Below are 15,562 nucleotides of genomic sequence, written 5' to 3'. Positions count from 1 at the left end.
CTACAGTTTATTACGCGTCGTCGCCGAACCAACAGATATTTCGTGCAGCCATAATCAGCTCACCAGCCCTTTCATCGTTCAGGCCCTCAATATCTGACAGATCGTCAACACCCTGCTCGGCAAGATCTTCCAGCGTGCATACGCCTTTAGCTGCCAGCTTGAAGGCCATCTCGCGCTCCAGTCCTTCCAGGCTCAGTAAATCTTCTGCCGGTTGGGTGTCGCCGAGGCTCTCTTCCTTGGCCAGTGCCAGGGTGGTTAACGCGTTTTTAGCTCGGTCGCGCAACGCTTCTACTGTCTCTTCATCAAGACCGTCGATTTCCAGCAGCTCGTTAATCGGCACATAAGCCAGCTCTTCCAGAGAAGAGAAGCCTTCTTCGACCAGAGTGGTCGCGAAGTCTTCGTCGATATCGAGATGTTTGGTAAAGACGTCGATGGCAGCATGAGCTTCAGCCTGATGCTTGGCCTGCAGGTCGTCGACCGTCATCACGTTCAGCTCCCAGCCACTTAACTGTGAAGCCAGACGCACGTTTTGGCCATTACGGCCGATCGCCTGGGCCAGATTACCGGCTTCCACAGCGATATCCATGGTGTGATTATCTTCATCCACCACGATAGAGGCGACATCCGCCGGGGCCATTGCGTTGATCACGAACTGCGCAGGATTATCATCCCACAGCACGATATCAATACGCTCGCCACCCAGCTCACTGGATACCGCCTGAACACGCGCACCACGCATACCTACGCAAGCACCGACCGGGTCGATACGTTTGTCGTTGGTTTTCACTGCGATTTTAGCTCGGGAGCCTGGATCGCGCGCAGCGGCTTTAATTTCAAGAACTTCTTCAGCAATTTCCGGCACTTCAATGCGGAACAGTTCGATCAGCATTTCCGGTTTAGAACGGCTGACGAACAGCTGAGCACCACGCGCTTCAGGGCGCACAGCGTACAGTACGCCACGGATACGGTCACCCGGACGGAAGTTCTCACGTGGCAACATATCTTCACGGATAATCACGGCTTCTGCGTTGGTGTTAGAACCATCGTTTGGACGCACTTCCAGTGAGATATTGTCACGGTTAACTTTCTTCACCACGCCAGTGATGATTTCGCCTTCCTGCTCGCGGAACTGATCGACAACCATCGCGCGTTCAGCTTCACGAACTTTCTGTACGATAACCTGCTTGGCAGTCTGGGTAGTGATACGGTCAAAGGTAACAGATTCGATCTGATCTTCAACAAAGCCACCCAGGCCCAGTGATTCATCTTCGTAGACGGCGGCTTCCAGCGTGATTTCACGCGTCGGCATCGTCACTTCGTCCACAATCAGCCAACGGCGGAAAGTATCGAAATCGCCACTTTTGCGATCGATGCTGACGCGAACGTCAATTTCCTGCTCGTATTTTTTCTTGGTGGCTGTGGCCAGCGCGCTCTCCAGAGCTTCGAAAATCTTCTCGCGTGGGAGGGACTTCTCATTAGAGACCGCTTCTACAACAGCTAAGATTTCTTTGTTCATCCTGGTATGCCTCAATCCGGACTTTTAAAAGTGGGGAACCAGGTTCGCCTTCTGGATATTACTCAGCGCGAACACTTCGTCGTTACCCTCAACGGCAACAGTGATCATCTCACCCTCAACAGACTTAATGATACCTTGCCATTTGCGACGGTTCTGGACCGCCATACGCAGAACCAGGCTCACTTCTTCGCCAGTAAATCGGACATAATGTTCTGCGGTAAACATTGGTCGGTCAAGACCAGGCGAGGAGACTTCGAGGTTGTAAGCAACGGTAATTGGGTCTTCGACGTCAAATACCGCACTGACCTGGTGGCTCACATCAGCGCAATCATCAACATTGATGCCATCTTCACTATCAATATAGATGCGCAAGGTGGATGTGCGACCGCGTACAAACTCAATACCAACCAGTTCGTAGCCTAGCGCTTCTACCGGTGCTGAGATCAGCTCTGTTAATTTTTGCTCTAACGTGGACAATCCCACCCCCAAGACGTAAAAAAAGGGCCTATAGCCCAGTGATGCTGCTTCCTGATAACAAAAAACCCCGAAATATCGGGGCTTAATGCGACTGGACCCTGTAAACCGCCACTGGCGGCTCGGCACAATCCAAAAGAATTTTTTTCAAAATCAACTGAGATACGTAATGTGGAGTATACAGTTTATTTGAAAAAGAACTCTAAGGGAAAGTGGTTGCGGGGGCCGGATTTGAACCGACGACCTTCGGGTTATGAGCCCGACGAGCTACCAGGCTGCTCCACCCCGCGTCCGAATACTACGCAAAACTTGCAGAAATTGCAAGCAAAACTGAGATTTGGTACCGAGGACGGGACTTGAACCCGTAAGCCCATGCGGGCACTACCACCTCAAGGTAGCGTGTCTACCAATTCCACCACCACGGCACTAAAGAGGCGACTTTTTTATTTCTGTCGCGTCGAAACGGTTACTGCAACTTCATTTACTGCTTACTGCGGGATATCGCTGCCCGGTGTTACCGGTTTCGCTGGCTGAGTCTGTTGGGACTGCGCCGGCTGAGTCAGGTTTTCCCACTCGCTTCCTTTCTGGGTTTTGTTGCTGTTGATATTACCCAGAACCAGACTGATAATGAAGAACAGGGTCGCCAGTACTGCAGTCATACGGGTCATGAAGTTACCAGAACCGTTAGAACCAAACAGTGTACCAGAAGCGCCTGCACCAAATGATGCTCCCATATCAGCGCCTTTACCTTGCTGAAGCATGATCAGACCGACAAGGCCGATTGCCACAATAAGGAAAACTACTAAAAGAGCTTCGTACATAATCAACCTTGTTCCTGGTGCGTTAAACGCACATCAAAAGCTTCAAGCCAGTTAGTCTTAATAAGTAGTTAACGACCTACCTATGAAGCGGGTGTGAATACTAACCAAAGGTGACCGCACGTGCAAGGGCAATTTCATACGCCATAACTGATTGCGGAAAAAAACGACAAAAGGCGGTTTTTTGGAGAAAAAACACACGCTTTAGCCCAAAAAAATCCTATGCACTCTGTAAATTACCTGCCCGGTAAGACTTAAAAAAGATCGTCCCGGGCATCGGGTTAAACTGCTTTTACTGCATCAGCAATGCGGTGCGCCAGCGCAGTCACCTGCGCTTCATCCTCACCTTCCACCATCACCCGGATGAGAGGCTCGGTGCCTGACTTACGTAACAATACGCGTCCACGCCCTTTTAATTCGGCTTCAACCTCAGCAGTCACCGCTTTGACCTGGCTGTCTTCCAGCGGGTCATTGGCACCACTGAAACGCACATTTACCAGAATTTGTGGCAACAGTTTCATTCCACTGCACAGATCGTGCAGGGTCATATGGTTACGCACCATCGCAGTCAACACCTGCAAACCTGCAACAATACCGTCGCCCGTGGTAGTTTTATCCAACAGGATAACGTGACCTGAGTTCTCAGCCCCCAGGCGCCAGCCCTTCTCTTTCAGTTTTTCCAGTACGTAGCGGTCACCCACTTTGGCACGTGCGAACGGAATACCGAGCTGTTTCAGCGCCAGTTCAAGGCCCATGTTGCTCATCAGTGTGCCAACCACGCCGCCGCGCAGTTGCCCCTGGCGCAGCCCTTCCCGGGCAATAAGATAGAGGATCTGATCGCCATCCACTTTGTGGCCAAGGTGGTCAACCATCATGATACGGTCGCCATCACCATCGTAAGCCAGACCAACATCGGCTTTTTCTGCCAGCACACGCTCCTGCAACAGACGGAGATCGGTCGCACCGCACTCTTTGTTGATGTTCATACCGTCCGGCTGCACACCAATCGCGATGACCGTAGCACCCAGTTCACGTAATACGTTTGGCGCGATGTGATAAGTGGCACCATTCGCGCAGTCGACCACAATTTTCAAGCCATTCAGACTCAGCTCGCTCGGGAATGTCCCTTTGCAGAACTCAATATAGCGCCCGGCAGCATCAACGATACGGCTGGCACGTCCCAGTTCTGCAGATTCGACACAGGTAATCGGTTTTTCCATTTCCGCTTCGATCGCTTCTTCCACTTCATCCGGCAGCTTAGTGCCTTCAGTAGAGAAGAATTTGATGCCGTTATCGTCAAAGGGATTGTGTGACGCAGAAATCACAATGCCGGCTTCTGCACGGAAGGTGCGGGTCAGATATGCGATAGCCGGGGTTGGCATCGGACCGGTGAATGCCGCAGACAGACCCGCGGCGGCCAGGCCTGCCTCCAGTGCAGACTCCAGCATATAGCCAGAAATACGCGTGTCTTTACCAATAATGATCTTCTTGGAACCATGACGCGCCAGCACTTTACCTGCAGCAAAGCCCAGCTTCAGCACGAAGTCCGGAGTAATCGGAGACTCACCCACTTTGCCGCGGATGCCATCTGTACCAAAATATTTACGCTCGCTCATACTATTTTTCTTCCCTTGCAGACTGTGTGGCTTCGACGACGCGCATCGCCTCTACGGTTTCTTTCACATCGTGGACGCGCAGAATATGGGCTCCCTGCATGGCGGCAATCACTGCACAAGCGAGACTCCCGGTCAGGCGCTGGGATGGCCCGACATTCAATAGCTGACCAACCATACTCTTGCGTGACATTCCTACCAACAGCGGCAGGCCAAAGTGGTGGTAATCCGCCAGATGCGCCAGCAATTGATAATTGTGGGAGAGATTCTTACCGAAACCGAAACCGGGGTCGAGCAACAGTTGCGATTTTTTGATCCCGGCTGCTTCACAGCGGGAAATATGCTCAACAAAAAAGGCATCCACATCCTGTAAAATGTTCTGATACTGCGGCGCCTGCTGCATCGTTTTCGGCTCACCCTGCATATGCATCAGGCAGACTGGAAGGCCGGTTTCCGCTGCTGCAGCCAACGCGCCAGGTTCCTGGAGAGAACGAATATCATTGATGATGTGGGCACCTGCACGTGCAGATTCGCGAATAACATCAGGTTTTGAGGTATCGACTGAGATCCAGACCTCGAAACGTTGTGCGATGGCTTCCACGACCGGCATAACCCGGTCCAGCTCCTGTTGAACACTGACCTCTGCCGCGCCGGGACGCGTGGATTCCCCCCCCACATCAATGATAGTTGCACCTGCGTTGATCATCTCATTGGCATGGGTCAGCGCCTGGATTAACTCATTATGCTTGCCGCCATCGGAAAAAGAGTCAGGAGTGACATTTAAAATCCCCATTACGTGAGGATGTGAAAGGTCGAGCACGGAATCTCTGGCGTACAGCTTCATAACAAATTTTCTCCGGTAACAGGGATAAAAAAACCCCGGTCAGCGCCGGGGTTTTGATGATATCAATTTTACAGCACAGCAGATGAAAGCGCTGCGCAGTTTTTACATAGTGCTGGTAGGCGTCGGCGGATCATCAACCGGGCGCGGTGCCTGAGGGCTGCCACCATTTTTATCGGAGTTGTCAGAGCTGGTGCTCTCTTCCCAACCCGCTGGTGGACGCACTTCACGGCGTGCCATCAGATCGCTAACCTGTGGAGCATCAATGGTTTCATACTTCATCAGCGCGTCTTTCATCGCATGAAGGATGTCCATGTTCTCATCCAGAATACGGCGAGCACGGGCGTAGTTAGTATCAATCAGTTTTTTCACTTCCTGATCGATAATACGCGCCGTTTCATCAGACATGTGTTTCGCTTTTGCCACTGAACGACCAAGGAACACTTCACCTTCTTCTTCAGCATACAGCAGCGGACCCAATTTCTCTGAGAAGCCCCACTGAGTCACCATGTTGCGCGCAACGCTGGTGGCCATTTTGATGTCTGAAGAAGCACCGGTAGAGACATAGTCTGGACCATAGATGATTTCTTCAGCCAGACGGCCACCGTAGGCGACGGAAATACGGCTTTCCAACTTCTGACGGTTGGCGCTGATCTCATCACCCTCAGGCAAGAAGAATGCAACGCCCAATGCACGTCCTCGCGGAATAATCGTCACTTTATGCACCGGGTCATAACCGGGTACCAGTGTACCGACAATCGCGTGACCGGCTTCGTGGTAGGCCGTCGACTCTTTCTGTGCTTCGGTCATCACCATGGAGCGACGTTCTGCACCCATCATGATTTTATCTTTGGCTTTTTCGAACTCAACCATCGATACCACACGCTTATTGCCGCGTGCCGCAAACAGAGCCGCTTCGTTGACCAGGTTAGCCAGGTCAGCACCGGAGAAGCCTGGAGTACCACGTGCAATCACAGACGGTTCCATATCAGTCGACAACGGTACACGACGCATATGGACTTTCAGGATCTGCTCACGACCACGAACATCTGGCAGGCCCACCACAACCTGACGGTCGAAACGGCCCGGACGCAGTAATGCCGGGTCCAGCACGTCAGGACGGTTAGTTGCCGCGATCACGATGATGCCTTCATTACCTTCGAAGCCATCCATTTCAACCAGCATCTGGTTCAGGGTTTGCTCACGTTCATCGTGACCACCGCCCAAACCGGCACCACGCTGACGGCCCACTGCATCGATTTCATCGATGAAGATAATGCACGGCGCAGCTTTTTTAGCCTGTTCAAACATGTCACGAACGCGGGATGCACCCACACCAACAAACATTTCAACGAAGTCAGAACCGGAGATGGTAAAGAAAGGCACTTTCGCTTCACCGGCAATCGCTTTTGCCAGCAAGGTTTTACCGGTACCCGGAGGACCGACCATCAGTACGCCTTTCGGAATTTTACCGCCGAGTTTCTGGAAGCGGCTAGGCTCACGCAGGTATTCAACCAGCTCGCTGACTTCTTCTTTTGCTTCGTCACAACCGGCAACGTCCGCAAAGGTGGTCTTGATTTGATCTTCTGTCAGCATGCGGGCCTTGCTCTTGCCGAAGGACATCGCGCCCTTTCCGCCGCCGCCCTGCATCTGACGCATAAAGAAGATCCAGACACCGATAAGTAGCAGCATTGGGAACCAGGAGATGAAGATCGACGCCAGCAGGCTCGGCTCTTCTGGTGGTTCACCCACTACTTTCACATTTTTAGTCAACAGGTTGTCGAGCAACTTAGGATCGTTGACGGGAATGTAGGTCGTATATCGATTACTGTCTTTTTTGGTTACGTTAATCTCACGCCCGTTAATACGTGCCTCGCGGACCTGATCCTGGTTCACTTCCGACAGGAAGGTTGAATAATCAACCCGACGGCCATTCGACTCGCTGGGCCCAAAGCTCTGGAATACAGACATCAGCACGACTGCGATGACTAACCAGAGAATCAGGTTTTTCGCCATGTCACTCAAGGGATTAACCTCATATTACAACGGTGTTAACAGACAGCGTAGGGTACTCTATATCCTTCACACTTGGAATCGCTGAGGTGCTGACAGCCAATCCAGTTATTCTGGTTACAGTTTGCGCCCTGTCGCTACAATGTACACTTCACGCGAACGAGAGCGCGAAGCGTCCGGCTTACGAATTTTTACTTTCGTAAACAGGGAGCGAATTTCCCGGAGGTATTCTTCAAAGCCATCTCCCTGAAACACTTTCACTAAAAAGCTTCCACCAGGTGCCAAAACGTCACGGCACATTTCCAACGCAAGCTCACATAAATACATAGACCGGGGAATATCGACGGCAGGCGTACCCGTCATGTTGGGTGCCATATCTGACATCACAACCTGAACCTTGGTCTCACCTACGCGTTCCAGCAGAGCTTTCAGCACCAATTCATCACGAAAGTCGCCCTGAAGGAAATCGACACCGACGATAGGATCCATCGGCAGAAGATCACAAGCAATAACGTGACCCTTTGCCCCAATCTGGGTAACCACATACTGCGACCAACCACCGGGAGCCGCGCCGAGATCCACCACAGTCATCCCAGGTTTGAACAGTTTGTCGCCTTGCTGTATCTCATCCAGTTTAAACCAGGCGCGCGAGCGCAGCCCTTTTTTCTGTGCCTCAAGCACATATTTATCGCTAAAGTGTTCCTGTAGCCAGCGGCTGGAACTGGCCGAACGCTTTTTACCTGTCATACAATTTCCAACTATGATTCAACGTAAGCGATAAATAAACCGCTCAAATCAGCGCTGCCGATTTGGTGATACACCCGAGATGGCGGTAGAATGACCCGTTTTCAATCCCAATGTAAGTAAAAAATACGATGAATCTGAGTACCAAACAAAAACAGCACCTGAAAGGTCTGGCCCATCCGCTGAAGCCAGTTGTTATGCTGGGCAACAATGGTTTGACCGAAGGGGTGCTGGCCGAGATCGAACAAGCACTGGAGCACCATGAACTTATCAAGGTGAAAATCGCCACAGAAGATCGTGAGACGAAAGCCCTGGTAGTTGAGGCCATCGTGCGCGAAACGCGTGCAGTCAATGTGCAGGTTATCGGCAAGACGCTGGTACTGTACCGTCCAACGAAAGAGCGCAAGATTTCCATTCCGCGTTGATGAGCAGGTCGGTTTTCGGGCCGACTTGTCCATACTAAGCTCAGGACTGGAGAAAGTGCCATGCTCCTGATTCTGATAAAAGGCCGCGTTGCGGCCTTTTTCTTATCTTTACAAAACCTCAGTTATTTTGAGGACTGTAAAATTAAAGATATTCTACTTTTAAGATTTCATATTCCACATCGCCACCTGGGGTTTTGATAATGGCAATATCATCAGCAACCTTGCCCACCAGGCCACGTGCCATTGGTGAGTTCACTGAAATCAGATTCTGCTTAAAGTTCGCTTCATCATCCCCTACGATACGGTAGGTAGACTCTTCATCAGTGTCCACATTCAGCACGGTCACTGTGGCACCGAAAATCACGCGGCCGTTAGCATTGCCCGCCATTTTGGTGACATCAATCACCTGGGCATTCGACAGCTTGGCTTCAATTTCCTGAATACGGCCTTCGCAGAATCCTTGCTCTTCACGAGCAGCATGATATTCAGCATTTTCTTTTAAATCGCCGTGTTCGCGAGCATCTGCAATTGAGGCAATAATTCTAGGGCGTTTAACGGTTTTCAGCTCTTCCAGCTCTTCGCGCAGTTTTTCCGCGCCCCTCAACGTCATCGGAATCTGGTTCATCTCAATACCTCTTAAAATCTATCCTGTTTAAAGTGTCGTCATCCTGACGGGTGGCATGCAGGAAGGGCGTCCTGCGGCGCTTACTACTGATTTGAAACGAAAGAAGCCTGACCCGGAGCAAGCTCCAGGGCAGGTTCGATTTTGCAATTTGATACGTATTTTACCCCAGAGTTCCCTGGGGGTCATCGTTTACTTTCCACCGCAATGCACCGTAGTATGACAGCATCACCTGTCAGTTACCGCGAGATTATGCGATTTTCACGAATTGTCACCGGCTTTACCTGCGCATTTATGCTGCAAGCGCAGGCTGCGCCCGTCGAAGACTATACCCAATATTTACCCGACGGCGCCAATCTGGCGCTGGTTGTGCAGAAAATTGGTGCCACAACGCCAGCTATCGACTATCACAGCCAACAGATGGCACTGCCCGCCAGCACCATGAAAGTGATCACTGCTCTCGCCGCGTTGTTACAACTCGGCCCGGATTATCGCTTTCATACACAGCTGGAAAGTAAAGGCAGTGTGAGCGGCGATACACTGCGCGGCGATCTGGTGGCTCGTTTCGGTGGCGATCCCACCCTGACACGCCAGGATTTGCGTAATATGGTCACCGCACTGAGAAAACAGGGTGTGGAACACATTGATGGCAATCTGGTCATTGATACGTCCGTTTTTGCCAGCCACGATAAAGCGCCCGGCTGGCCGTGGAATGACATGACGCAATGCTTCAGTGCCCCGCCCGGCGCTGCCATCGTTGATCGTAACTGCTTCTCGGTATCGCTTTATAGTGCGCCAAACCCGGGTGATAAGGCGTTTATTCGCGTCGCATCTTACTATCCGGTGAATATGTTCAGCGAAGTCCGCACGCTGGCTAAAGGCTCCCCTGATGCGCAGTATTGCGAGCTGGATGTGGTTCCGGGTGAGCTTAATCGCTTTACCCTCACGGGTTGTCTGACCCAGCGTTCTGAGCCATTACCGCTGGCTTTTGCCATCCAGGACGGGGCCAGTTACGCAGGCGCGATCCTGAAAGCTGAGCTGCAGAATGCCGGGATTGACTACACCGGCCACCTGGTCAGGCAGACTCAGGTCACACAGCCCGGTACTGTACTGGCCGAAACGCAGTCAGCACCGCTGCATGATCTGTTAAAAATTATGCTGAAGAAGTCAGACAATATGATCGCTGACACCGTTTTCCGCACCATTGGCCATGAACGCTTTGGCGTGCCGGGTACATGGCGGGCAGGATCGGATGCAGTCCGTCAGATCCTGCGTCAGAAGGCGAATATCGATCTGGGTAACAGCATTCAGGTCGATGGATCCGGGCTGTCGCGTCACGATCTGATCTCTCCGGCAACCATGATGCAGGTACTGCAATATATTGCGCAGAATGATGAGCAATTAGATTATATTTCGATGCTACCCTTAGCGGGTTATGACGGCACATTACGCTATCGCGGCGGTCTGCACGAAGCAGGTGTTGATGGCAAGGTATCGGCAAAAACGGGGTCTTTACAGGGTGTGTATAACCTGGCTGGCTTTATGACAACCGCCAGCGGACAACGTGTTGCCTTTGTGCAGTTCCTGTCAGGATACGCTGTGCCACCGGAAGATCAGCGCCAGCGCCGTATTCCTTTGGTTCGTTTCGAAAGCCGCTTGTACAAAGACGTTTATCAGAATAATTGAGCCAATGAAAATACTGATCGTTGAAGATGATACGCTCCTGCAACAGGGGTTAACCCTCGCCCTGACGGGTGAAGGTTATGCTGTGGACTGTGCGGCCAGCGCCGCGCAGGCCATTGCGTATTTGAACAGCGGTCAGTACAGCCTGATTGTTCTGGATCTTGGGTTGCCGGATCGTGATGGTGCCGATCTGCTGCGGCAGTGGCGCAAAGAGCAGGTTGATCTGCCAGTATTGATCCTGACAGCACGCGATGCATTATCTGACCGTGTTGACGGGCTGGATGCCGGAGCAGATGACTATCTGATCAAACCCTTTGCACTGGTTGAGCTGAAAGCCCGCGTCCGTGCGCTGATCCGTCGCTATCAGGGAAGAAGCGATAACCTGTTACAGCATGGCGACCTCGCACTTAACCTCTCTTCGCAACAGGTCGCCGTCGATAATCACCCCATCGAGGTGACACCTAAAGAGTTTTCTCTGTTAACGCGTCTACTGATGCGCATTGGTCAAACGGTGCACCGGGAAACACTCCTGCAGGATCTCTACAGCTGGCAAGATGATACCGGCTCAAATACCCTTGAAGTCCATATCCATAATCTGCGGCGTAAGCTGGGGAAAGACCGGATTAAAACCGTACGTGGCGTTGGCTATCGCCTGGAAGAACGCGCATGAACAGTATGCGTCGGCGTTTATTGATTATGCTGACGCTCATTCTGTTGAGCTGCCAGTTGATGAGCGCGCTCTGGCTGTGGCATGAAAGCCGCGAACAGATCAGTTTTCTGGTCAATGAGACCCTCTCTGCACACGCTCGTAATGATCAGGTAGAAAATGAAATCCGCGAGGCCATCGCCTCTCTGCTTCTGCCTTCGCTGGTGATGGTCTGCTTTACCCTGCTGCTTTCATTCTGGGCAATCAGCTGGATTATTCGCCCGCTCAGATCGCTTCAACAAAACCTGGTTACCCGCTCTGCTGACAATCTCTCTCCCCTGCCGCTGCATTCAGAAATGGATGAAATTGTGGCGGTCACCGGGGCGTTAAACCAGCTGCTGGGCCGTCTTGATAATACGCTGCAGCAGGAGCGGCTGTTCACCGCCGATGCTGCACACGAGCTGCGTACGCCGCTGGCAGGTCTGCGGTTACACCTTGAGCTGCTGGAGCAGGAAGGGGTAAAACAGGGGCCGATGCTGGTTGAGCGCATCGATCAACTGATGCATGTTATTGAGCAGCTCCTGATGTTGTCACGCGCCGGTCAGGCACTGGCCAGCGGCCATTATCAGACCCTGAGCTGGCATGATGTCATTGACCCGCTACGCCAGGAAATGGATGAACTACTGGCCCTGCGTCAGCAGCATCTTATTGTTAGCAGCACGACAATACGCACGGTACAGGGCGATGCCATCTTGCTGAGGCTGATGCTGCGTAACCTGCTGGAGAATGCCTCACGTTACAGTCCAGAGGGCAGCACGATTACGTTGCTGGTGGAAGATGAGGAAACCGGAAGCCAGGTCAGTGTCCACGATGAAGGCTCCGGCATTGATGCCAGTATGGTAAACGATGCCATCAAAGCCTTCCGTCGAATGGATCGTCGCTATGGTGGTAGCGGACTTGGCCTGAATATCGTCCAGCGCATTGTGCAAATCCATCGTGGGCACCTCAGTCTGACGAACCGTAGCGATCGCAGTGGCCTCAAAGCCAGCTGCTGGTTACCCCATCAGCTTGACTAAACGTTTCCTGCTACCCGCCTAACATCCTCTGTTATCCCACAGGCGTTATCCCACGGGCATTTAATCAGCAATGCTTACCTTTTATGTGGATTCCTCTGGCACCCCTTTTCACAGGTAATGGCAGCACGGCTCGCGTACAGCACCCACCGTGTAAGGATGTCTTTACGATAATTAAATTAATTTACCTTTATTGACACTCCACAATAATCGACGTAGTTTACTGCACCTGAAAGCAAATGATAATAGTTCTTACTACGTTTATCATTTAAATGAGGATGCCTAATGGAATCGTTAACGTCAGAAAGTACGCTACAGTTTGCCTCACAGGCAGCCGCCAGTGGTTTTTTCTTTATGTCTCCCTGGCGCAGTCTGGCAGCACAGGGCTGCTTTACCACCGTCACCACCCCTGCATTCGGTGGTGAAGCGCTACAGAGCGAATTTCAACACGAAATCCGGCAACGATTCCTTGATGCGAAACGCCAGGGAATTGCTCACCCCGTGCTCGTCGGGGCGATCCCCTTCGATGCCAGCCAGCCTTCTTCCCTGTTTATCCCTGAGTCCAGCCAGTACTTCGATGGCAAGGCGTATCTGCAACAAATGGGCGCGCCAAAGAGTGAGCTTCCTGACGTCATGCGCCGTACTGCTCTGCCAGAGCAGGACGCCTTTATGCAGATGGTCGCCCAGGCCGTTGACGCGACCACAACGAAGCAGTTGGACAAAGTGGTGCTGTCACGCCTGATGGAAATCGTCACTACCGAGAAGATCGATATTGCCAACCTGATGACGCGCCTGATGACGCAGAATCCTGGAAGCTATAACTTCCATGTTGCACTACCGGAAGGGGGTTCATTGCTGGGGGCCAGCCCGGAGTTGCTGATGCGCAAGCATGACAGCCGCTATTACACCCATCCACTGGCCGGATCGGCGCGTCGTGAAAGTGATGCACAGAAAGATCGTCAGGCCGGGCAACAGCTGATGGCATCCACCAAGGATCGCTACGAGCATAAGCTGGTGACCGATGCCATGCGCGATGTGCTGCAACCCCGCAGCGCTTACCTTGCCCTGCCAGCGACCCCGGAGCTGTTGACCACCTCGACGCTCTGGCATCTGGGCACCGCGATTGAAGGTGAAGTGAGCCAGAAAGCCGATACGGCACTGTCACTGGCCTGCCTGCTGCATCCAACGCCGGCGCTGAGCGGCTTCCCGCATACCACTGCCCAGAAACTGATTGCTGAACTGGAACCGTTCAATCGGGGCCTCTTTGGCGGCATTGTCGGCTGGTGCGATGAGCACGGCAACGGTGAATGGGTCGTCACCATCCGCTGCGGCAAAGTGAACGGTAACCGCGTTCGTCTGTTTGCCGGTGCCGGTATCGTTCCGGCCTCCAGCCCGGAATCCGAATGGCGGGAAACCGGCGTCAAACTCAACACCATGCTACGGGCTTTTGGCCTGAACTAAAGAGTGCTGTCATGACCATCCCTTATTCTCGCTGGCCGGACGATCTGGCCACACAGTATCGCGCAAAAGGTTACTGGCTGGATCTGCCGTTAACGGACATTCTGCAACGTCACGCTGGCAGCAGCGCCGTAGCCGTGATTGACGGCACGCGCCGTTATCGCTACCACGATCTGGCACAGCAGTCCGATCGCCTGGCAGCCTCGCTGCAACGCCGTGGTCTGAAGTCAGGTGACACGGCACTGGTACAACTGGGTAACGTTGCAGAATTCTACGTCACCTTTTTTGCCTTGCTGAAAATTGGCGTCGCCCCTGTTAACGCACTATTCAGTCATCAACGCAACGAACTGAGCGCCTACGCGCTGCAAATTCAGCCCGCGCTGTTGATTGCCGACCGCCAGCACAGCCTGTTTAGCAACGATGATTATCTCAATCAACTCCGGCAGGATTTCCCGGCGCTGAAGGCCGTGGCGTTGCACAATGAAAACAACGTTGCGCTTTCACTGTCAGGCCTGATTGATGCAGATGCCGGCGATTTTATAGCCAGCCCCTCTGCTGCCGATGAAGTGGCCTTCTTTCAGCTCTCCGGCGGCAGTACCGGAACCCCGAAACTGATCCCACGTACCCACAATGATTATTACTACAGTATTCGTGGCAGCGTTGAGATCTGTGAGTTCAACGCACAGACTCGTTATCTGAATGCCCTGCCCGCCGCCCATAACTATGCGATGAGCTCACCAGGCTCCCTCGGCGTGTTTTACGCGGGTGGCTGTGTGGTAATGGCGAACGATCCCAGTGCCAACCTCTGCTTCCCGCTGATTGAACAACATCAGGTTAACGTGGCGGCACTGGTGCCACCCGCCGTCAGTCTGTGGTTACAGGCAATTCAGGAATGGGGCAGCAACCGTGCACTGACATCACTGGCACTGTTACAAGTTGGTGGTGCCAAGCTCAGTGAATCACTGGCTTCACGTATCCAGAAAGAAATTGGCTGCCAGCTCCAGCAGGTCTTTGGCATGGCCGAAGGTCTGGTGAACTACACCCGCCTGGACGATGACCAGCAGCATATTCTCACTACGCAGGGCCGTCCGATCTCTGACGACGACGAGGTTTGGGTCGCGGATGAGCAGGGTCAGCCACTGCCCGCGGGAGAAACCGGCCGCCTGATGACGCGCGGCCCTTATACCTTCCGTGGTTACTACAATAGCCCGGAGCACAATGCTGCCAGCTTCGATGATCAGGGTTTCTACTGCTCCGGCGATCTGATCGCCATCGCTGCAGACGGCTACATCACCGTTCAGGGGCGCGAGAAGGATCAGATCAACCGGGGTGGCGAAAAGATCGCAGCGGAAGAGATCGAAAACCTGCTACTGCGCCATGAAGACGTGATCCATGCTGCGCTGGTGTCCATGGAAGACAACCTGATGGGTGAGAAAAGCTGTGCGTTTATTGTCGCGCGTCGTGCGCTAAAACCGGTGGTCTTACGTCGTCATCTGCGTGAACTGGGCGTGGCGGAATTCAAGCTGCCGGATCGCATTGAATGTGTCGATGAGCTACCGCTCACCCCGGTGGGAAAAGTGGACAAAAAACGCCTGCGCCAGCAGCTGGCCACTCAGCAGAACGGATAATTTTCAGG

At 52.8% G+C, this 15,562-nt stretch carries 14 protein-coding genes and 2 tRNA genes; 6 read left to right on the top strand and 10 right to left on the bottom strand.

Annotation, left to right across the window (positions count from 1 at the left end):
* Positions 1 to 10: 10 nt before the first annotated feature.
* The 9 genes from nusA to rlmE all read right to left on the bottom strand — a co-directional run bounded on the left by nusA (position 11) and on the right by rlmE (position 8,022).
* Complete coding sequence (gene nusA, locus FVB43_RS03615; protein ID WP_133844042.1) at positions 11 to 1,516, bottom strand: transcription termination factor NusA; 1,506 nt, start codon at positions 1,514 to 1,516, stop codon at positions 11 to 13.
* A 24-nt stretch (positions 1,517 to 1,540) separates the two neighbouring features.
* Positions 1,541 to 1,993: a ribosome maturation factor RimP gene (gene rimP / locus FVB43_RS03610; protein ID WP_048914488.1), complete on the bottom strand. Its 453-nt coding sequence runs from the start codon at positions 1,991 to 1,993 to the stop codon at positions 1,541 to 1,543.
* A 210-nt stretch (positions 1,994 to 2,203) separates the two neighbouring features.
* Positions 2,204 to 2,280 (bottom strand) — tRNA-Met (locus FVB43_RS03605).
* A 48-nt stretch (positions 2,281 to 2,328) separates the two neighbouring features.
* Positions 2,329 to 2,415 (bottom strand) — tRNA-Leu (locus tag FVB43_RS03600).
* A gap of 63 nt (positions 2,416 to 2,478) precedes the next feature.
* Positions 2,479 to 2,811 carry a preprotein translocase subunit SecG gene (gene secG, locus FVB43_RS03595; RefSeq protein WP_133844044.1) on the bottom strand — a complete coding sequence of 111 codons (333 nt, stop codon included), beginning with the start codon at positions 2,809 to 2,811 and terminating at the stop codon, positions 2,479 to 2,481.
* 278 nt (positions 2,812 to 3,089) lie between these two features.
* Positions 3,090 to 4,424 (bottom strand): phosphoglucosamine mutase, encoded by a 1,335-nt coding sequence (glmM, locus tag FVB43_RS03590; RefSeq protein ID WP_133844046.1) that lies wholly within the window; start codon positions 4,422 to 4,424, stop codon positions 3,090 to 3,092.
* 1 nt (position 4,425) lies between these two features.
* A complete protein-coding gene (gene folP / locus FVB43_RS03585; protein WP_167863385.1) occupies positions 4,426 to 5,265 on the bottom strand; it encodes a dihydropteroate synthase in 840 nt (279 codons plus the stop codon).
* 102 nt (positions 5,266 to 5,367) lie between these two features.
* Positions 5,368 to 7,278, bottom strand: coding sequence for an ATP-dependent zinc metalloprotease FtsH (gene ftsH, locus FVB43_RS03580; RefSeq protein ID WP_133844050.1), 1,911 nt, complete (start codon positions 7,276 to 7,278; stop codon positions 5,368 to 5,370).
* 114 nt (positions 7,279 to 7,392) lie between these two features.
* Positions 7,393 to 8,022, bottom strand: coding sequence for a 23S rRNA (uridine(2552)-2'-O)-methyltransferase RlmE (gene rlmE / locus FVB43_RS03575; protein WP_133844051.1), 630 nt, complete (start codon positions 8,020 to 8,022; stop codon positions 7,393 to 7,395).
* A gap of 128 nt (positions 8,023 to 8,150) precedes the next feature.
* Between rlmE and yhbY the strand changes: the two genes are divergently transcribed.
* Complete coding sequence (gene yhbY / locus FVB43_RS03570) at positions 8,151 to 8,444, top strand: ribosome assembly RNA-binding protein YhbY (RefSeq protein ID WP_048914482.1); 294 nt, start codon at positions 8,151 to 8,153, stop codon at positions 8,442 to 8,444.
* A gap of 142 nt (positions 8,445 to 8,586) precedes the next feature.
* Here yhbY and greA read toward each other — a convergent pair whose 3' ends face one another.
* Positions 8,587 to 9,069 (bottom strand): transcription elongation factor GreA, encoded by a 483-nt coding sequence (gene greA, locus FVB43_RS03565; protein WP_133844053.1) that lies wholly within the window; start codon positions 9,067 to 9,069, stop codon positions 8,587 to 8,589.
* Between the two features lie 249 nt (positions 9,070 to 9,318).
* On the opposite strand from greA, the gene dacB reads away from it, so the two are divergent.
* The 5 genes from dacB to FVB43_RS03540 all read left to right on the top strand — a co-directional run bounded on the left by dacB (position 9,319) and on the right by FVB43_RS03540 (position 15,554).
* Positions 9,319 to 10,752, top strand: a complete 1,434-nt coding sequence (gene dacB, locus FVB43_RS03560) for a serine-type D-Ala-D-Ala carboxypeptidase (protein WP_167863436.1) — start codon at positions 9,319 to 9,321, stop codon at positions 10,750 to 10,752.
* A 4-nt stretch (positions 10,753 to 10,756) separates the two neighbouring features.
* On the top strand, positions 10,757 to 11,419 hold the full coding sequence (pmrA, locus tag FVB43_RS03555; protein ID WP_133844055.1) for a two-component system response regulator PmrA: 663 nt from the start codon (positions 10,757 to 10,759) through the stop codon (positions 11,417 to 11,419).
* The gene (gene pmrB, locus FVB43_RS03550) at positions 11,416 to 12,471 is read left to right on the top strand and encodes a two-component system sensor histidine kinase PmrB (RefSeq protein ID WP_133844057.1); all 1,056 of its coding nucleotides are present in this window, start codon (positions 11,416 to 11,418) and stop codon (positions 12,469 to 12,471) included. The genes pmrA and pmrB overlap by 4 nt, the downstream gene beginning before the upstream one ends.
* 282 nt (positions 12,472 to 12,753) lie before the next feature.
* Positions 12,754 to 13,929, top strand: coding sequence for an isochorismate synthase (locus FVB43_RS03545; protein WP_133844059.1), 1,176 nt, complete (start codon positions 12,754 to 12,756; stop codon positions 13,927 to 13,929).
* Between the two features lie 11 nt (positions 13,930 to 13,940).
* Positions 13,941 to 15,554 (top strand): (2,3-dihydroxybenzoyl)adenylate synthase, encoded by a 1,614-nt coding sequence (locus tag FVB43_RS03540; protein WP_167863384.1) that lies wholly within the window; start codon positions 13,941 to 13,943, stop codon positions 15,552 to 15,554.
* Positions 15,555 to 15,562 lie beyond the last annotated feature (8 nt).

Origin of the sequence: Erwinia rhapontici (genome assembly GCF_012271765.1) — a bacterium.
Classification (GTDB): Bacteria; Pseudomonadota; Gammaproteobacteria; order Enterobacterales; family Enterobacteriaceae; genus Erwinia; species Erwinia rhapontici.
The sequence above is the reverse complement of the archived record's forward strand: the minus strand, read 5'-3'. Positions and strand labels throughout refer to the sequence as shown.